The 19625-nt window shown below is 44.7% G+C and carries 12 protein-coding genes; 6 read left to right on the forward strand and 6 right to left on the reverse strand.

Annotated features, from left to right (window positions below; genetic code table 11):
* Window positions 1-26: 26 nt before the first annotated feature.
* Together C3B73_RS07720 and C3B73_RS07725 are read left to right on the forward strand one after the other, a co-directional pair.
* Window positions 27-2060 (forward strand): tetratricopeptide repeat protein, encoded by a 2034-nt coding sequence (locus tag C3B73_RS07720; RefSeq protein ID WP_103665025.1) that lies wholly within the window; start codon window positions 27-29, stop codon window positions 2058-2060.
* A gap of 125 nt (window positions 2061-2185) precedes the next feature.
* Window positions 2186-7957 (forward strand): IPT/TIG domain-containing protein, encoded by a 5772-nt coding sequence (locus C3B73_RS07725; protein ID WP_103665026.1) that lies wholly within the window; start codon window positions 2186-2188, stop codon window positions 7955-7957.
* Between the two features lie 153 nt (window positions 7958-8110).
* Here the strand turns inward: C3B73_RS07725 and C3B73_RS07730 are convergent, their stop codons facing one another.
* The 5 genes from C3B73_RS07730 to C3B73_RS07750 are packed head-to-tail and all read right to left on the reverse strand — an operon-like array spanning window position 8111 to window position 12729.
* Window positions 8111-9556, reverse strand: a complete 1446-nt coding sequence (locus C3B73_RS07730; protein WP_103665027.1) for a hypothetical protein — start codon at window positions 9554-9556, stop codon at window positions 8111-8113.
* On the reverse strand, window positions 9557-10915 hold the full coding sequence (gene miaB, locus C3B73_RS07735; protein ID WP_232803074.1) for a tRNA (N6-isopentenyl adenosine(37)-C2)-methylthiotransferase MiaB: 1359 nt from the start codon (window positions 10913-10915) through the stop codon (window positions 9557-9559). It lies immediately after the preceding gene.
* Between the two features lie 32 nt (window positions 10916-10947).
* On the reverse strand, window positions 10948-11604 hold the full coding sequence (gene pyrE, locus C3B73_RS07740) for an orotate phosphoribosyltransferase (protein ID WP_103665029.1): 657 nt from the start codon (window positions 11602-11604) through the stop codon (window positions 10948-10950).
* Window positions 11605-11652: 48 nt separating this feature from the next.
* Entirely contained in the window at window positions 11653-12141 is a 489-nt protein-coding gene (locus C3B73_RS07745) for a phosphatidylglycerophosphatase A family protein (RefSeq protein WP_232803075.1), read from the reverse strand.
* A 9-nt stretch (window positions 12142-12150) separates the two neighbouring features.
* Window positions 12151-12729 (reverse strand): CDP-alcohol phosphatidyltransferase family protein, encoded by a 579-nt coding sequence (locus tag C3B73_RS07750; RefSeq protein ID WP_103665088.1) that lies wholly within the window; start codon window positions 12727-12729, stop codon window positions 12151-12153.
* Window positions 12730-12888: 159 nt separating this feature from the next.
* On the opposite strand from C3B73_RS07750, the gene C3B73_RS07755 reads away from it, so the two are divergent.
* From C3B73_RS07755 to C3B73_RS07765, 3 genes are read left to right on the forward strand one after another with little or no spacing between them, the layout of a single operon-like run.
* Window positions 12889-14178, forward strand: coding sequence for a competence/damage-inducible protein A (locus C3B73_RS07755; protein ID WP_103665030.1), 1290 nt, complete (start codon window positions 12889-12891; stop codon window positions 14176-14178).
* Window positions 14175-16142 (forward strand): putative porin, encoded by a 1968-nt coding sequence (locus tag C3B73_RS07760; RefSeq protein WP_103665031.1) that lies wholly within the window; start codon window positions 14175-14177, stop codon window positions 16140-16142. The genes C3B73_RS07755 and C3B73_RS07760 overlap by 4 nt, the downstream gene beginning before the upstream one ends.
* A 3-nt stretch (window positions 16143-16145) precedes the next feature.
* Window positions 16146-17030 carry a cell division protein FtsX gene (locus tag C3B73_RS07765; protein ID WP_103665032.1) on the forward strand — a complete coding sequence of 295 codons (885 nt, stop codon included), beginning with the start codon at window positions 16146-16148 and terminating at the stop codon, window positions 17028-17030.
* 51 nt (window positions 17031-17081) lie between these two features.
* Here C3B73_RS07765 and C3B73_RS07770 read toward each other — a convergent pair whose 3' ends face one another.
* Window positions 17082-17588 (reverse strand): Fur family transcriptional regulator, encoded by a 507-nt coding sequence (locus C3B73_RS07770; RefSeq protein ID WP_103665033.1) that lies wholly within the window; start codon window positions 17586-17588, stop codon window positions 17082-17084.
* Window positions 17589-17705: 117 nt separating this feature from the next.
* Here C3B73_RS07770 and C3B73_RS07775 point away from each other — a divergent pair, with 117 nt between their 5' ends.
* The gene (locus tag C3B73_RS07775) at window positions 17706-19586 is read left to right on the forward strand and encodes an AMP-dependent synthetase/ligase (protein WP_103665034.1); all 1881 of its coding nucleotides are present in this window, start codon (window positions 17706-17708) and stop codon (window positions 19584-19586) included.
* Window positions 19587-19625 lie beyond the last annotated feature (39 nt).

Raw genomic sequence — 19625 nt, forward strand, 5'->3', positions numbered from 1 at the left:
GTATTTACAGATCTATTAAAGAGGCTATGAGGGCAACCCGAAGTTTATTGAAGTTATTATTGCTGGTTTTCGCGTTCCTATCGGTAACAACCTTTCCGGGGTACTCACAGTCGTTTGAACTGTCAGATGGGATCGCTTTATTTCAGAATGGTGAGTTTGAAAAAGCTATTTCCCAACTTGAAAAAGCGGTAGACAAAGATCCCTATAACACAGAGGGGTATTACTATCTTGCAGCCAGTCAGATGGGTTTGAAGAAATATGAAGCGGTCCTGTCAACTGCAGATAAAGCCTTGGAGGTGGCACCTGAAAATGTACAGATGCTGATCGTAAAAGCAGAAGCTCTGTACCATCTCGATTACCCCAAAGCCATTCCGGTCTATCAAAAAATAACGGAACTTGCCGGACAGAGAGGTGGGGATGTCATCAATAAGAAGCAAGCAGAAGCCTATCTGGGTTATCTGTATAAGCGTAAAGCCAATGATGCCTTTTTATCAGGAAATGTGGATGGAGCTGTGCAGGACTATAAACGTGCCAGAAATTTAACACCGGACAGCCTGACGGTTCATAATAATCTGTCTTACATTCTGATACAGCAGGAAAGATGGGAGGAGGCTATTGAGGCTCTGGAAATTGGTCTGAATAGATTTCCAACCAGTGAGCAGCTGCTGTTCCTTAAAGGACAGGCTCATCGGGGGGCAGGTAACAGCGAGGAAATGGTTCAATCATTTAAAGTTTTATACGAACTATATCCTGACAATATAAACTACGGGGTGATCTACGGGCAGGCACTGATGGCCACCAATCAGGCAAGAAAGGCCAACGAGCACATGAATCAGCTGATCGAAAAACACCCGGAAAGCGAACCATTGTATGAAACGTTGAAATCAATGAGTGAGCAGCGCTTTGACATGGGGTCAAAGCGCAATGTCCTGAAGCTTCAGAGAGAAGCTTTTCCGGACAACCGGCTGGTAGCCATGGAACTGGCCGATACCCATATTTTGCTTAAAGAATATAAAGAAGCCCGGGAGATCTATGATTCCCTCTACACGGCAAGTCCAACCCCTGATGTGGCTTTACGATCGGCCCGAACTTGGATCTACGATGGGATCGATGAAGAAGGATTAGAGGTATATCGGCAGCTTGTAAATGAATGGCTGAATAATTTTAAAGTCATCAATGAAACAGCAGTTGTGCTTAGGTCAGCCGGCCTTGAAGAACCTGCTCTCAGGCTTTTTAAAAATGCTTACGCTATTGAGAAAGACCCCGGAACTGCGATTCATATCATAGAGCTTGAGGATCAAACCAAAGGTCAGATTCCTGAACATATGATTACCGACTTAAAGCGTTCACCGTATTATGCACTGGGTGAATATTTTGAATTAAGACACCAATTATCTGCAACTGAGAGAACTTCAAAAAAGGATCAGTTTGTGTCGTCGATCACAGGGATTTTGGATCTGTATTCAGAATCCACTTCAGCTCTGACCACTCAAACTGAGCAGGTTCTTGAAGGGGAGGCTTCTCCTACCCCTGAGGTATTACAGGAAAAGCGGTTCACCGAAAAATTAAGTACTTATGTGGATGATTGGTATGAATTGCTCAAAAAAAGTTTCAGCTCTGAAAAGCAGGTAGAAATTATTGATGAGGCACTGAACGAATATCCCGGTAGTTCACGCCTGTTGTATTTCAAGGGAGTGTCGAAGTTAGAATCGGGTAATATAGCAGAAGCGAAATCTACTTTTGAGGATGCCATTCGTAATGGGGCAAGGGATGAGGCTATCTTTATTAAGATCGGGGATATCTATGCGGCAGAAGAAGATCCTGATAATGCCATTTTGTTTTATGAAAGAGGTCTTTCCCTGAATAACAGAAATAAAGAAGCTTATCGAAAGATCATTGCGGTTGCTGAACGGTATAATGTACTCAATGAGGTTTGTGATCGCTGGATGCTGAGGTTTGAGACAGATCCAGACAATAAAACACTGAGAGATCATCTCATTTCTGCCTTACACAAAGCCGACCGATTTGAGGACGCCAGGAAAATTATTGAAGATAACTGATCTGCTAAAAAACGACTGATCAGGAAAAATTCAATTATTATGACCTGTTATTGATACCGTTTACGTAAGTATTAAATGAGGGGTAAACCACTTCATTTCCGGAAAACAACGATTCAAATACTTACATGAAGAAATTAACGGTATATTTTTTCGCAATTTTAGCGGTATTGCTTGTATTCAAAGCAGGCTGCAGTGATATCAACAGGTCAGGGATACAAGATGAGGTAGATGGAATTAAGGCCGTGGTGCCGGCACAAGGCCCTTATGGCGCCAGGGTCCTGATCGAGGGGAAAGGGTTTACAAATAATCCTTCAGTGCTTTTTAACGGGGTTGAGGCAATGATAGAGACAGCCAATGATTCCTCGATCCTTACAAGAGTACCGTATGAAGCGACCACAGGTCCGCTTGAAGTAGTAGCCGGTCAGGCCCTATTTACAGGTCCGAATTTCAGTATTGACTCAACCCGTACGCTCTTCTTAGTTATTGATGAGATCCGTCCTGCAACCGCTAGGTACCGGGATACCGTTTATATAGCCGGGACAGGTTTCGATCCGGTTCCTGATGCCAATGAAGTGTATTTCAATGACTTGAGAGCAGAGGTTGAAGAAGCTAAAGATACGGTGTTAGTAACCACCGTACCATTTGGAGCTGAGTCAGGTTTGATATCGGTAGTTGCCAATCAGGATACCGCTATCGGTCCGGAGTTTACCTTGTTGAGACATCAGATCAGTGAGCTGGATCCAAGTTCAGGCAGGGTGGGTACACAGGTAAGGATCAACGGAACAAATTTCAGTGATCAAATATCTGAAAACAGCGTGTTTTTCAACGGGGTACAGGCAGAAGTACTCGAATCATCAACCGATCAACTTATAGCATCGGTACCTTTCGAAGCTACCACAGGACCGGTTTCAGTGGCAGTCAGAAGAGATACGGTAGAGGGACCCACTTTCAGCGTACAGGAATTGCAAATACTGGAGGTAGCTCCACTGAGTGGGGAAGTTGGAACGGAGGTGTTGATCTCAGGAAATGGGTTTAGTCCGGTCGTAGAAGAAAATACCATTCAATTTAACGGTGTTTCGGCTCCGGTTCTATCGGCTTCTGAAACCGAGCTGCAAACCAGAGTCCCTGAAGGAGCGACAAATGGTAATATTTCTGTGAGTGTAAATGGAATGAGCGTAACCGGGCCTGAATTCATGGTTGAACAGGGAGCACCGGTCATAGCCTCAGTTGAGCCACAGAGTGGTTTGATCGGGGATGATGTGACCATCACCGGTAGTAATTTCAGTGCCGACACTGCAGAAGTATCCGTTCTGTTCAATGAAGTTGAAGCAGAGATCTTGAGTTCTACAGATACGGAGATACAAACACGGGTACCTCAGGGAGCTACAAATGGCCCGATCACAGTCAGTGTAAACGGTAAATCTGCAACCGGACCGGATTTTGAAGTGATCACCACAGGTACGCTAATCGTGGAGATCACAACCACCGGAGCCGATGTGGATACCGACGGGTATTCATTAACGATCAATGCAGGTGATGCAATCCGAACCGATGTGAATGATACGATCACACGAAGTGGATTAGAAGAAGGAGAATATGAGGTACTACTTGGTGATATTGAGACCAACTGTTATCTGACACAAGATCTGCCAAATCCAAGAACGGCATTTGTTGAAGCAGGAGCTACCACTACGGTGAATTATATGATCACCTGTGAGGGAGTGAATGAACCACCGGTAGCGGCATTTACTATGGCTTGCAACGGACTTACCTGTGATCTTGATGCTTCCGGATCTTCAGATCCCGATGGCAGTATTACAGCCTTTGACTGGATCCTGGGTGATGGAAGTACGGCAACCGGGGAGGTCGTTTCTCACACCTATGAAACATCAGGAACCTATAGTGTTGAACTGACGGTGACTGACAATGAAAATGCCACTCATTCAGTGACTCAGGATATCACAGTTACGGTTCCGGAGATCACTGAAGTTTCTCCTCTTTCCGGAGTGCCTGGTTCTACCGTTTTGATATCGGGATCTAACTTCAGTGCAACCGCATCCGAAAATAATGTTCAGTTCAATGGAGTACGTGCTGAATTGAACAGTGCTTCTGAAACCGAGTTAAGTGCCATCGTTCCGGGAGATGCAACCACAGGTCCGATCACTGTTACGGTAAATGGATATACGGCTCAGGGTCCTGAATTTACGGTAGAAGCAGTTCAGCAACCGAAAACTTTGCAAGTGGTCATAAACACTCAGGGTTCCTTGCAGGATGATGATGGCTATACATTATCGGTGAGCGGAGAGGATGATCGCATTGTGAAGCCAACTGATAATGTGACGTATTCTAATATTCTTGAAAACTCTGTTCAGGTTGAACTGACCGGAGTAGCTGATAACTGTGTAGTAGAAGGCGATAATCCGCGTTCGGTGAATCTCGATAATTCAGATAACTGGGGTTATACAGAATTTACAGTAACCTGTAGTGCTCCGGCTCCTGAGATCACAAGTATAGATCCGACTTCCGGTCCGACAGGAACAGAGGTCACCATAACAGGGTTAAACTTCAGTGCCGTTGCTTCCGAAAACAACGTTCAATTCAATGGCGAACGTGCAGAACTGAACAGTGCAAGTGAAACGCAGTTAGTGGCCATTGTACCCGGTGCAGCTACAAGTGGCCCGGTTACGGTTGAAGTTAACGGTCAGACCGCCATAGGTCCTGATTACACCGTACTCCTGCCGGGAACACTTTCAATTAATGTGAGCACCGGCGGTTCTATGATTGATGAGGATGGTTATACCTTGTCAGTGTCAGGTCAAGAAGACCGAATGATCAAGCCAAATGATGATCAGATGTACAACAATATTTATGAACCGATTGTTGAAGTTGGCCTGACCGGAGTGGCCGATAACTGTACGGTATTTGGAGATAATCCACGAAAGGTAAGCTTAGATAACTCTGATAGAGCAGGTTACACTGCCTTTGAGATCACTTGTTCTGCTCCGGCACCTGAGATCACTTCTATTGATCCGGTATCCGGTGTAACAGGAACTGAGGTCACCATAACAGGTTCAAACTTCAGTGCCGTTGCTTCCGAAAATAACGTTCAATTCAATGGTGAACGTGCAGAACTGAACAGTGCAAGTGAAACGCAGTTAGTTGCTATTGTACCCGGTGCCGCTACAAGTGGCCCGGTGACAGTTGAAGTTAACGGTCAGACCGCCACAGGCCCTGAATTTACAGTTGTAGTGCCAAAAACATTGTATGTGAATGCAGAGACAATCAACCCGGTAAGTGATGGGTACACCGTACTTGTTTCCGGCTTTGATAACCGAATATTACCGGCTAACGGTGGCCTGGTGTATGAGAATATTCTGGCTGATCAGGTGACGGTAGAGATGACGGACTATCCAACAGGTTGTACCATAAATGGAGATAACCCAAGAACGATTAATCTTGACAATGGATATAATGAGGCTACTGCAACGTACTATATGGATTGTTCGCCACCGGCACCAACCATAGAAAGTATAACACCAACCTCAGGCGGATACGGCACCTTTGTGACGATCACCGGAACCAACTTCAGTACGGTGAATATGGACAATGATGTGAGGTTCAACGGAAAGAGGGCTGAACTGAACTTTGTCTCTGAAACTGAGATCGAAGCTATTGTACCATGGCAAGCAACCTCAGGTCCCGTAACGGTAACTGTAAATGGCCAAACCGCAACCGGCCCGGACTTCACAGTGATTGAACCTAAGACTCTTGAAGTGATCACAAACACGACAGGTTTTTCGCTGGATGAGAATGGATACACAGTGTCTGTCAGTGAGCAAACGGATAGAAATATCGCGATCAATGATACATTGATGTATTACGAACTATTTCAGAATGAAGTGAATGTGGAGCTTTTGGATGTTGCCCAGAATTGCACAGTTGATGGTGCCAATCCTCGCACAGTAAATCTGGATAATTTAGCTAATGAAGGAACTACAACTTTTAATATTTCATGTGTTTCTCCTCCTCCGACCATTGAAAGTATTGATCCTGCTTCAGGGGAATATGGAGCCAGTGTGACAATAACCGGTAGTAACTTTAGTACCGTCGCTTCTGAAAACAACGTTCAATTCAATGGGGACAGAGCAGAATTGAACAGTGTCTCAGAAACAGAGATAATTGCGATTGTTCCCTGGGGAGCTACTTCAGGTCCGGTTACCGTTACTGTAGATGGTCAGACCGCCATGGGTCCCGAATTCACGGTTTTAGTACCAAAAACACTGTATGTGAATGCGGAGACGACCAACCCGGTAAGCGATAGTTATACCGTTCTGGTGTCCGGTTTTGATAACAGACAACTTCCCGTAAATGGAGGCATTATTTATGAGAATATTCTGTCCGGACAGGTAGATGTTGAACTGACAGATTATCCATCCGGATGTAGTCTGGTAGTCGGAGAAAATCCAAGAACTATAAGTTTCGACAATGGGTATAATGAAGCCACTACCAACTTTTATTTGGATTGTTCACCTCCGGCGCCAACCATTGAAAATATCAATCCAACGTCAGGCATATACGGATCCTCAGTAACGATCACCGGTACCAACTTCAGTACGGTGAATATGGAGAATGATGTTAGGTTCAACGGAACCCGAGCAGAGCTGAATTTTGTCTCAGCAACAGAGATCGAAGCTATTGTTCCATGGAATGCAACCTCAGGTCCGGTTACGGTAACCGTGGGTGGACAAACAGCTACCGGTCCGAATTTCAATGTGGTGACTACAGGAAGTGTGGAGGTCAACGTCAAAACAACCGGTACCAATATTGATCCAAATGGCTACCAGTTATTTTTTGACAAAGAGGGGCCAACGGCAATTAACGTAAACGACCAATACGTATACACCAATGTGGAAGCAGGACCTCACACTCTTGAAATAACAGATATTGCATCGAATTGTATGATCAAAAGTGGGCCGGAAAATCCATACTCACTCTATGTGGAATCAGGGGCTACATTGATCCTTAACTACGAACTATATTGTGAAGGCAGTGCATCACCCGAAAAGATCTTATTCCACGGTGGTGATAAATCGACCAATATCTTTATGATGGATCCGGATGGAGCCAATGTAATTCAATTGACCAATGATGCTTTTCTAAATATTAATCCGGTTGCGTCGTATGCCGGTGATAAAATAGCCTATGTAGGTGGCTCAGATATTAAGGGTATACGTCTTATGGATTATGATGGAACCAATCAGCAACCAATTACAGGCAGTGAATTAATGAATCCGATCTTTTTAAGCTGGTCACCTAAGGATGATGCTATTTTATTCTCAGAGGACAACGCAAAAACTTTGGACCTTTATGTGATTGGTTCTAATGGATCCGGGCTCAATCAGGTCACTAATACTACAACACTAGATGAAGTATACCCGCATTGGTCACCGACAGGTAATGAGATCATTTTTGTGCAAATTGATCCGGAAATTGCCGGATCCGGGACAATTATTCTTGCAAACCCAGATGGTACGAATCAGAGAAAGATCACCGAAATTAGTGGGGATTACTCGTACCCAAGGATCTCTCCTGATGGCAGCAGGATAGCTTATGTACATATGGCGGGTGACTGCGATCAGATATTTACAATGGACCTTGATGGAAATAATATCTCACCGCTAACCGCTGAAACCGAATTTAAATGCGAAAATATTGACGGACTCGATTGGTCTCCTGATGGCACACAGATCGTATTTCAAACAAATCAAGGCGCTCCGGGAACAAGTCGAATGTGGGTCATGCCATCTAATGGTAGTACCTCACCATACGTTATTACCAATACTTCCGATCATCCCTCTGAACTAGCTTTACCAACGTGGGGAAATTATAAGCAGTAGAGGAGTATGACCGGGATGCTTAACAAGCCATTGTCTGAGACAACCCAGCTCAGATGATGGCTTTTTTATTTTCTTTGATAGGTTTTCAAATTTTTCTAACTCTGAAAGGTGTATCGAAAATGACAAGGGTGACCAAAGGTATTTCTGAAGCTCTTACAAGGACAGGGATAAGCGAAGGATATCAATTATATCGGTCTGCAAGATAAGATAAACAATGATAGACAGGTTGATTACAGTATGTAATCCCGAGGTAAGTATAAAGTAAAGGATCTTATCTGAGGTTTGATTTCGTGCCGTGTTGAAGGCAGTCAGATAAAAATTGATAAACCAGATCAAAAGATAAAAGGTGGCTAAAATAGTAACCGGAATGGCACTGAACCCTGTCACATAAAAGGAAATGAGAATGGTCAGCGTCAGATAGTCCGTGTACAGTAATCCGGCATACAGATTGGCCGTCTGACTCATATTTCTCAGGTTTTTGGCCGGAAAATAGAGCCAGAAAATGCTAATGGTTTGAAATAATAAGATCAGAACGATCATGAATATCGATAGCGAAATATAGCCATTATTGAACCAATCAAGCCATGGAAGGTGATAGGTTAAAGCGTTCATACCTAATTCACTGATCAGCATTTTTGAGGCAACAAACACGACGATACCACCTGACAAAGCATGAACAACCATCATAATGATGCTTTGAGTGGCATATCTTTCCCGATAGTGGAGGATATCATCTATATAAAAGCGATGGGCAAAGAAATACCGCAGTACCATGGGACGTGCATTAGGTATGAATTTTACCTGAACGGCAAGTACGATCCACAATAGAAGCAGAGCAAATACCAGCCAGTTTGCGGGGCTGGAATGTTCTTCCTGATAGGGCATTGGAAATGACCAATGGCCTTCTTCATGATAGACCTTCAAAGAGGCAGCCAGTTCGGGTACGTCCTCAACGGCTTGTGTCAACCACTTTGAATGCACAAATAGGATCAGGTTATCACTTTCTTCCACATGATCCTGCATGTGTGTGTCAAAAACACTTAGATCCTCGATATTGAACGGAGCATCATTTATTAGTCGCCCAAAGGGTTTACCGGGAGAATTTAAGGGCACCCACTGCCGGTTTTGAACATAGTAGAGTGTCTTGTCGGTAAAAGTATTGAGTGATTCGGCCTTTTCCTCAAATGCGGTACTAAAATCAGGATCCTTAAAGTGACTTTGAGATAAAAGTCCAAAACCCGCAATGCGGTTGTACTCCTCAAATGTTTGCAGCATTTCGCGGTTCAGCTCCCCGAATTCTTCAGCACTTTTTTCCAGTGTACGAAGCGTATAAAACCGCTCATCATTTCTGATCAGGATAGAAAAACTGAGACTATCCATTCTCCGGATCTGATCTTCGGATATCCCAGCCGGGAACTCAATATGGGTGACCCCGATGTCTTCAAAAAGCTGAAGTTGTCGGTCTGTAATGGGGTTTTCCTCTGAGTTATCCCAGACAACGCCAAGTGTAGGCTGGGCGGCACCGGTATTCGAAAGACCGAATATCCAGAGCAGAAGACCAAAACCCAGTACCCACAGATATGTTTTTTTTTGCCTCACCTAAGCGATAACTTCAGCTCCGTAGTATTCTGTGAGAGTCGTTTTACGGATCGGGTTGCCTATTAGGGTGGCGGAAGTCGTCTCAGTGATCTCCACTTCCACGTAATCACCCGGTTCAAAATCTTTACGGTCGAATACCACCATTTTATTGGTATCGGTGCGGCCGCTTAACTGGTCGTCCGACTTTTTACTGGTACTTTCGACCAGGACAAGATGACGGCGTCCAACTTCCTCTTTATTTCGGCGTTCCTGAATCTCACGCTGCTGAGTGATGATCTCTGATAAGCGACGTTTTTTGACGTCTTCAGGTACATTGTCTTCAAATTTACGTGCTGCCAGGGTTCGCTCACGTTCAGAATAGGCGAACATGTAAGCGAGGTCGTACTCAACTTCTGCCATCAGCGATAGCGTTTGCTGATGTTCCTCTTCCGTCTCATCACAGAATCCCGCAATGATATCGGTTGAAAGGGACACCCCGGGTATGATATGCTTCATTTTGTCGATCAGTTCCAGGTAGCCCTCGCGGGTGTATGGACGACGCATTCTCTCCAGCATGGTATCACTTCCTGCCTGAGCCGGAATATGAATATAGTTACATAAGTTTGGCCGTTCAGCGATCAGGTGCAGCAGATCGTCAGGGAAATCTTTTGGGTGAGGAGAGGAGAAGCGAAAGCGCATTTCGGGATCCACTTTACTCGCTTCATCCATTAATTTAGTGAAAGTGTTCTCACCGTCCAGGTAGGAATTCACGTTTTGTCCAAGCAGGGTCACTTCCTTATAGCCTTCATCAGAAAGCTGTTTGATCTCACGAATGATAGATTCCAGCGGACGGCTGCGTTCACGTCCACGTGTGAAGGGCACCACACAAAAGGCACACATATTGTCGCAACCTCTCATAATGGATACAAAAGCGTTAACCCCGTTTCCGGTGGTTCTGACCGGAGCAATATCGGCATAGGTCTCTTCAAGTGACAAGAGTACGTTGACGGCCTTACGACCATCATCCACTTCCTTCAGGAGTCGGGGGATATCACGATAGGCATCCGGGCCAACCACAATATCCACAAGGTGTTCCTGTTCAATGATACGATCCTTGATGCGCTCAGCCATACAGCCAAGCACCCCAACGGTCATTTCACCATTTTCTTTTTTGATGGATCGAAGTTCCTTGAGTCGGTTCCAGACCTTGGTTTCAGCATTTTCCCGAATTGAACAGGTATTGACCAATACCACATCTGCAGTTTCTGCATCATGAACCGGTTTCATGCCTTCTTCAAGTAAAATGGAATTCACGATCTCAGAATCCGCAAAGTTCATCTGACAACCGTAAGTCTCGATATAAAACGTTTTATCTGTCACAGTAATGAATTTTAGTGTGTTTAAAAGCCTGTTTATTCTTCTTCAGGTGAATTTGGCCAAACATCCGGATGTTCTCTCCATGAGGAAAGCAGATCCAGGTCGTCACCGTCTATGGTGCCTTTTTCAACAGCTACGTTGATCAAAGTTTTGTAGTCTGTGAGCGAGTACAGTGGCACATTCGCTTCCTTGAAACGGTCGGTGGCTTTTTCAAAATCGTAAGTAAAGATTGAGAGTACGGCATCCACATTGGCGCCTACAAACTTAAGAGCCTCAACCACAGAAATGGCAGACCCCCCGGTCGATACCAGGTCTTCGATCACAATGGTATGTTCGCCTTTCTTTACGCCGCCTTCGATCTGATTACCCATGCCGTGTGCTTTGGCCTTAGCCCGTACATAAGCCATAGGTTTGTTCAGGTTTGCAGCTACCCAGGCGGCATGTGGGATCCCGGCAGTTGCGGTTCCGGTTACTACATCTATATCAGAGAATTTTTCCTGAATGATGCGGGTGAATTCATTTTCGATCTTATTTCGGATCTCAGGATACCGGAGAGTTAACCGGTTATCACAATAAATAGGGGAATTCCATCCTGAAGACCAGGTAAATGGATCATTTGGTTTTAAAACCACAGCGTTTATTTCTAATAAATGAGCCGCTAACTCACGTGCAAATGAGGTGTCAAGTATCATCTTTGTTGTAATTCTTTTATTTGATTGCCGTAACGATGAGTGAGATCATTAAACTATCCCGAATATTTTCGGCCAAAAGAAAATAAGGGTTTTTAGACAGATAAGCGCATACAATCCTGCAAGTAAATCATCCGCCAGAATTCCAATTCCCCCTTTGTACTTTTGGATAGAATGTATGCCAAGAGGCTTTACAATATCGAAAAAACGGAAGAGCATGAAACCGGCCAAAAGAATGGTCATATCGCCATTGAGGCTTCCTGAGAGGGGGATCGTTAAAAAAACGAGACTTTGTCCGGCCCATTCATCTGCAACCAGTTGCCCCGGATCCTCGGCGTAGGTTTGTTCAAAAAAAGGTGAAACCCAAAGTGAGATCAGGCTGCTTAAAACTGTGAACATTATGAGATAGGTTAGATCTTGTTCTTGCAGAATGGGGTAAATAAGGATCAGTGCTGCAAGGCTGCCAAAGGTGCCCGGTGCCTTGGGCAGTAATCCCGAATAGAACCCGGTTCCCAGTAAAAGCTTTAGCTTATTCACCATAAGATCCGGTTAGCGGCTAAAGAGTTTTCGGTTCACCCACAAATATTCTATACCGGAGTAAGCGGTGAGTGCAGTGACAAACAGCATGGCGTAATAAAGAACACCGGAGTTGAAAAACTGAGAAGCCTGATCTGCAAAATCAATATCTGCTTGCTTGAAAACGCCTAACAACAATACGGCATACAGGAACACCATTTGAACAAGAGTTTTGGCTTTGGCGGTGAAACGGGTTTCCATAACAATGTCTTTTTGCCCTGCATATAATCGTAACCCGGTTACTATGATATCACGCACAAGAATTACCGAAATGGCCCACCATGGGAATTGACTTACATCGAGAAAAGGTAGACACAGGAAACCCGCAAAGGTCAGGAATTTATCAGCAAGGGGATCTATGAAGACTCCAAAATCACTTTCAATTTCATAATACCGGGCAATTTTACCATCAGCAAAATCAGTGACTGCCGCCACCGCAAAAACAGCTACACTTAGAGATCGCCAGATCAACTCATCCTGAATGTACATAAACAGGAATATGGGAGCCAGGATCATCCTAAGCGTGCTCAGTATGTTAGGAATATTCTTCATAAAAAATTCAGCTGATTTGATGGCCAAACTTACTAAGTAATTCAATTCATTACATGAATGATTTCGTTGCAAGCAGAGGCAGATCCGGATCGAAGGGAAATAAAGTATTTAAAGATTTAACTGTGGAAATTGGACAGGGTATTACAGAATTTATGCCCCATGAAAGCACAGATTGTTTCGGTCGGAAATGAGTTACTTATTGGTGATACAGTTAACACAAATGCCTCATGGCTGGGGGATTACCTTACCCGTGCCGGTTTTGAAGTGACTTACATTCATACCATCACCGATGATCTAAGTCAGATCAAGAACACCCTCCGTTTTGCAATGGATCGATCCGATCTTGTTATCAGTACCGGAGGACTTGGTCCCACCCACGATGATATGACCAAGAAGGCCGTTGCAGAATTATTTGATGTAGGATACGTGCTGCACGAGCCCACACTTGAATACATTAAAACGTTGTTTAAAGAGCGTAATATCCCGTTTTCCAGCTCAAATCATGCTCAGGCTGAGGTTCCTGAAAACTGTAAGGTACTTTTCAATAAAGCGGGTACTGCGCCCGGAATGTGGTTTCATGAATCTGATACGGTGCTGGCGGTATTGCCCGGTGTGCCAAATGAAATGAAATACCTGATGAAAAAGCGGGTACATGCTAAGATCAAAGAAGTTTTTTCTGAAACGGAATACCTGCTATCGAGATACCTGAAAACAGCCGGGATCGGTGAAAGTACGCTGAGTGATGAGGTCCTTGGAGATCTGAGTGATTACTTTAATAATGGCGTGAGTATGGCTTACCTGCCGGCTCCCGGAGGTGTGACGTTGCGGCTGAATGCCAAGGGGGCAACTAAAGAGGAGGCGGAAGAACATCTTCAAACGATCACTGATGTGATCTACGAAAAAGCCGGTAAATTTATTTATGGTGAAGGGAAAGAGTTTGAACTCAGTGAATCGGTCGGTCATTTACTTCAGGAATCCGGGTTGTATTTAGCCACCGCAGAAAGTTGCACAGGAGGATCGATTTCGAATAGTATCACGGATAGATCCGGGAGCAGTGCTTACTTTAAGGGTGGCATTGTATCGTATGCTAATTCTGTGAAGGTGAAACAGCTTGGGGTAAATAAAGAAGACCTGGAAAAGCACGGAGCGGTCAGTAAAGAGGTAGCCCTGCAAATGGCTAAGGGGGCGGCTGAAAATCTTGATGCTGATATCGGTATTTCTGCAACGGGTGTGGCAGGACCTACGGGTGGCACAGAAGATAAACCGGTCGGTACGGTATGGATGGGGTATTATCAGGAAAACGGTCCTCATTTTGCCGTAAAAGCCATGTTTACCAAAGACCGATTGATCAATAAGGAACGTACCAAGATGGTGCTTCTTGAGATCACAAGAAGACAGTTGAAGAACATTGATGGCATGCCTTACGATCTAAAACCACACACTTCTTGAACCGCCTTATTTTCCTACATATCGTTTTTCTGTTGGTCAGTACACAGGTGTGCGCGCAAGTTGTGGACTCAGTCCGGACGAATATTTCTTCAGATTCTTTATCACTGACTCCCGATTCAACCTTCAACTCCGATACTACGGCATCCAAAAGAACCTCAGAACCCCTTGAACCCGTCGTTCCCTGGGAAGAATCATTTCCATCATTCGCGGAAACCATAACCACGGATAGCCTTCTCAGATGGCAGATCTGGCCCAACTGGGGAGATCATCAGGCTTACCGGCCGGATGTGATCTCGTTCAGGCAGGGAACCATTGGCCGGGTTGACGCCTATCACATAAATGGATATGAACCCTACGAGCAGGAAGTGGTGCTGGATGGACTCACTATCAATGACCCTGTTACGGGTTTACCGAATTATAACCTCATCCCTCACCGGAAAATTGATGAAGCTGTGGAATTTTATGGAGGCACATACCGGTCTGATATCAGGATAAGAGATTTTTATCTGCTGAAACCCAGAAGTTATTTGATCTATGATGAAGCCGGTGGGGCTTACCGCAACCTCGAGTTTTTGGTGTCTCGTAATTTTTCCCAATCTACCAATCTGGAACTTTCTTACTGGGATCGACGTGGCGGTGATTATTTTCCAAACAGTAATGTACAGGGTAATCAGATAACCGGGAGATTGTACCATCACCTGAATGATAAGTATTTGGTGAGGGCATTGTATCTGCGAAATCAATATGACAGGGGGGAACCGTTTGGGTATGTGATCGGTAATCCGGCTGAATTCCCATTTAATGAATTTCAATCCCAGCCCCGGAACAGCAGTGCGAGTTCTGATCTAAGCCGATGGGATCTGATCACCGGGATCTATCATCGAAGCGATACCTCATCGGCTGAAAATGCAGGGATCGATTTTTCATACAGCAAAAGCAGTAAGGAACTCTCGTTTGTGATCGATACCCTCACTCAAAACATTCGTAGTTTCAGTCCCCGGGCTTTTTATAAGGCCGGCATTGGTAAACTGAAACTGGGGGTAGAAGGGAAGGCCTCACTGCACAATGTGGACGAGAATACCTCACTGTCGATCAAAAACTGGTCGGTTTACAGTGGAGATCTTTCTGCGGAATGGAATATTTCAAATGGCCTGATGGCTTTTGGTACTGCCGGAATACAGTACGACTCGAATGAAAAGTCAGCCTATGAATCCGTCCTGGGAATGGGGCTTCAGCCACTGAATTGGGTAAACCTCAAAGTCAGTGGGGCGATATTTAGCAACAGGCCGTCCATTCAGGCATTGTATTGGGATGGCAGCGGCTATGAAGGAAATTCGGATTTGGATAATGAAATAGGATATGCAGCCAATGCCCAACTTGAGCTGGATTTTCATCCAAACCTGACATTTGGTTTGAAAGGGAGGTACAAAAATTCGGACGGTGCGGTGTGGATCACTTCAGATAGTACCTTCACGAACAGCTCTGAGGTCGAACAGCTGTACGGTTCGGTCTATGGTCAGTTTGAGAACCGATTATTTGAGTTCAGCAGTTCAGCGACATTGCAAAATTATACCTATCTGGAACCCGATCCGTTAAATACACCTATTAATCGGCAAGATCAGATCTTGTGGATACGGAATTCGGCCTTTGTAAAAGGATATGTATTTGACCGGGCAGCCTATCTGAAGATGGGTTTTAAAACCCTGCTATCTCCCTTTGCCTACGGCGCGCGAACCTACAATACAGAGTTAGGTATCTGGCAGGGTAATAGCCTTGAACAAGATCTTCCTCCATTTTTCAGAATGGATGCTGAACTTTCTGCCCGGATAAGAGGTATCATGCTTGTCATGCGATGGGAAAATGCCCTTGACGGATTTGGTCAGGCAGGCTACTTTGAGGCGGCCGGTTATCCGATGCCACCACGACGGTTATTAGTTGGAATCAGAGCACAATTCAGAAATTAGAATATGAGTATTAAATATATTGTTAGGGAAGGTATTTCAGGAATCAAGCGGACAAAGCTGGCCGCTACCACTTCCATTTTTTCATTATTTGTTGCGGTTTTGTTATTGGGAATTCTCACGCGCATCGGTTTCAACGTGTATAGTCAGGCAATGTCGATCAAGGAATTAGTTGAGGTTGAGGTATTCCTTCTGGATGTGGATGAGCGAACCATGGATCAGATCCGTCAACAGATCGAATCAGAGGAATTGGTGATCGATGCAACCTACATCTCCAAAGACAGTGCCTCAGCCATTATGAGAGAAGAATTCGGGGCAGGGGTGGAAGAACTGGCTGAATTGAATTTTCTCCCGGCTTCGTACCGTCTTAGTGTAAATACGGATGCAGGGGCAGAGAGCATTGAAACCATGGTTTCCAGGCTTCAGAATATCCGTGGCGTGGACGAAGTGGAGTATAATGCCGCCTTACTTCGAGTTATGGAGTCGAATTTAAATACCTTTTCAATGGTGGGAGGCGGTATAGGGATCCTCATTTTACTGGCTGCTTTGGTATTGGTTTACAACACCATCCGGCTCACCATTTACGCAAAAAGAGACCTGATCCGGGCTATGAAACTGGTAGGAGCCACTCATAAATTTATCCGAAGCCCATTTATCGTAGAGGGGATCTTGCAGGGATTGATTGCAGGCTCTTTGGCTGTACTGAGTATATTTTTCATTTTTGAATTAGCGATGCCATACTATCTGCCTGACCTTGGGTTACTTGAGTGGCCTTTCGGAAGGTGGTACTTTCTGGCCGGAGCCATGTTGCTTCTCTCAATGATGATGGGATGGTGGGGAAGCCGCTGGGCTGCACGCCGGTTCATCAAGGAAACCTATATTTCTGAATGACCGACTAAGGAGCTTCTAAAGCGGCTCCTTTTACTATAAAGGAAACCTAAGTTACTCCTTCACAGAAGCCAGTTTGTTATTATTGGCTTTCTTGCGTTTTTCACAAGCTTCCTTATCGGTACAGGTACCAAAGAAGTGAAGGGAGTGGCCATCAATATCCATATCGTGGATCTCTGATAACATGCGTTGTATCTCGCCAATTCGCGGATCACAAAATTCTAGCACATGTCCGCATTCTCGACAGATGATATGATCATGCTGCTGGTAGGCATAGGCACGTTCGTAGTAATACTGACTTTTCCCAAACTGCTGACGCTGAACCAATCCGCATTCTACAAGCAGATCAAGGGTGTTATAAACCGTGGCTCTTGAGACCCGGGTACCGCCTTCTTTCATCCTGAAAAATATATCGTCGGCATCAAAATGTCCGTCGGCCGTGTAGATCTCTTCCAGAACCATGAACCGCTCAGGGGTTTGGCGCTGATTTCTTTCTTTTAAATAGGAACGAAATATCTCCTTTACAAGATTTACCGTATCTTCGTGTGCTGGATGTGCCATAATACTCTTTTGATTTGCCTAAATATACAACTTGTAAACATGCATATGAAACTCAGGCTTTTGATTTTAAGAGTATTATATTTCAGCGGAGTTAGACCAGGAATTAATTAGCGAACTATGCCTACTGTAGTCCCTTTTGAAACACTGACGGAACTGTTTTTGAATCTGTCTCATAAATACAGTGAGTCAGATAAAACCCCATTTCATTTTAAGCCTGCACCCGATAAACCTTATGAGCCCATATTATGGGATCAGGTGACCGATGATGTATATTCCATCGCTACTTATTTGATGGAAAGAGGTATTCAAAAAGGAGACCGGGTCGGTATTCTCAGTGAGAACCGGTACGAATGGGCGGCCGTTGACCTTGCTATACAGTTAGTGGGAGGTATAAATGTATCGCTTTATACCACTCTTCCGGCACATCAGTGCGAATATATTCTGAAGGATTCCGGAACTAAGATCTTCTTTGTTTCCACGGGACTTCAGCTTAAGAAAGCTGTTGATGTTTTTGAGAATTGTGATGAGCTCGAGCAGGTTGTGGCCTTCGATGAGCCGACACTGAAGCATTTGATGGATAATGACTTCGTGCAAATGTATGACGACATGCTTATTGAAGGCGGAAAGCACATAGAGAAGCATAAGGACGCTATAAAACAACGCAGCAAAGAAGTAGAGCCTTCAGATGTGGCAACCCTGATCTACACGTCAGGTACTACCGGTCAGCCCAAAGGGGCCATGCTTACTCACAATAATATTGTGTCTAATGTGAAGGCCGCCACGCAGCATATATACTGGGATGATAATGACCGGCTGCTTTCCTTCCTTCCATTGTGTCATTCTTTTGAGAGAACGGCCGGGTATTATGCGATGATATCCAGTGGTGTTGAGGTCTATTATGCTGAAAGTGTGGATACGGTCTCCCGGAATATGCCTGAGGTAAAACCAACCATTATGATCAGTGTGCCGCGGCTGTTTGAGAAAATGTATAATCTCATCGTGAAAAGTGTAGAGGAGGGGAGTGACACCAAGAAGAAGATCTTTGATTGGGCCGTTGAGACCGGGCAGAAGTATGCGGAAGGCAAACGCGGACTGGTGGCCGTCCAGAAAAAAATTGCTGACAAACTGGTGTTTGATAAACTGAAAGAACGAACCGGTGGTCATGTTCGGCTTTTTGTATCAGGTGGAGCCGCTTTGCCCCCTGAGATCGACACCTTCTTCCAGTGTGCCGGTATGAATATTCTTCAGGGTTATGGACTTACAGAAACCTCTCCGGTAATGGCTGCCAATCAGCCGGGTAAGGAAAAGATAGGTGCAGTTGGGACGATCATTCCAGGTGTAACGGTTGGTATTCAAAGCCTTGAGAATGGGGAAATACTGGCCACCATCAGCGGTGAGGATTATCCTACCGACCTGAGTTCTGAAGAAGGTGAGATCCTTTGTAAGGGACCAAATGTGATGAAAGGATATTGGAATAACGAGAAGGCAACCAAGGAAATGATCGACGATGATGACTGGCTTCACACCGGTGACGTTGGAAAGTTTGAGGATGGTTTCCTGAAGATCACGGATCGTATCAAACATATGATCGTGAATGCCGGTGGTAAGAATATTTATCCGGGGCCGATTGAAGACCTGTTTAAAACAAGTAAGTGGATCGATCAGATCGTGGTAGTTGGAGAAGCCCAAAATTACATGGCCGCGATCATTGTCCCTGATTTTGAAGTGGTAGGTAAATGGGCCAAAGAACAAGGCTTATCGTTCAAGGGTAATGAAGAACTTATTGAGCTTGAGGAAGTCAAAGATATCTACAAGAAGGAGCTAAGGGCCTTCTCTAAAGAACTCGCCTCGCATGAGAAGGTGAGAGACTTCAGATTGGTTGCCAACGAGTTTACGGTTGAAACCGGCGAGATCACTCCTACCCTGAAAGTGAAACGCAGGGTGATCGCAGATAAATACGGTCACCTGATCGAAGACATCTATAAGGATGATGATTGATCCGACTTCACCATTCTCTGTATAAAATCTGAAATATAA

It is taken from the genome of Gracilimonas amylolytica, from assembly GCF_002911695.1.
GTDB lineage: Bacteria > Bacteroidota > Rhodothermia > Balneolales > Balneolaceae > Gracilimonas > Gracilimonas amylolytica.

What these genes read in the sequence shown, in the direction of transcription:
- C3B73_RS07720 (WP_103665025.1), top strand. Translation starts at nt 27, where the DNA reads ATGAGGGCAACCCGAAGTTTATTGAAGTTATTATTGCTGGTTTTCGCG.
- C3B73_RS07725 (WP_103665026.1), top strand. Translation starts at nt 2,186, where the DNA reads ATGAAGAAATTAACGGTATATTTTTTCGCAATTTTAGCGGTATTGCTT.
- pyrE (WP_103665029.1), bottom strand. Translation starts at nt 11,604, where the DNA reads ATGATACTTGACACCTCATTTGCACGTGAGTTAGCGGCTCATTTATTA.
- C3B73_RS07745 (WP_232803075.1), bottom strand. Translation starts at nt 12,141, where the DNA reads ATGGTGAATAAGCTAAAGCTTTTACTGGGAACCGGGTTCTATTCGGGA.
- C3B73_RS07750 (WP_103665088.1), bottom strand. Translation starts at nt 12,729, where the DNA reads ATGAAGAATATTCCTAACATACTGAGCACGCTTAGGATGATCCTGGCT.
- C3B73_RS07755 (WP_103665030.1), top strand. Translation starts at nt 12,889, where the DNA reads ATGAAAGCACAGATTGTTTCGGTCGGAAATGAGTTACTTATTGGTGAT.
- C3B73_RS07765 (WP_103665032.1), top strand. Translation starts at nt 16,146, where the DNA reads ATGAGTATTAAATATATTGTTAGGGAAGGTATTTCAGGAATCAAGCGG.
- C3B73_RS07770 (WP_103665033.1), bottom strand. Translation starts at nt 17,588, where the DNA reads ATGGCACATCCAGCACACGAAGATACGGTAAATCTTGTAAAGGAGATA.
- C3B73_RS07775 (WP_103665034.1), top strand. Translation starts at nt 17,706, where the DNA reads ATGCCTACTGTAGTCCCTTTTGAAACACTGACGGAACTGTTTTTGAAT.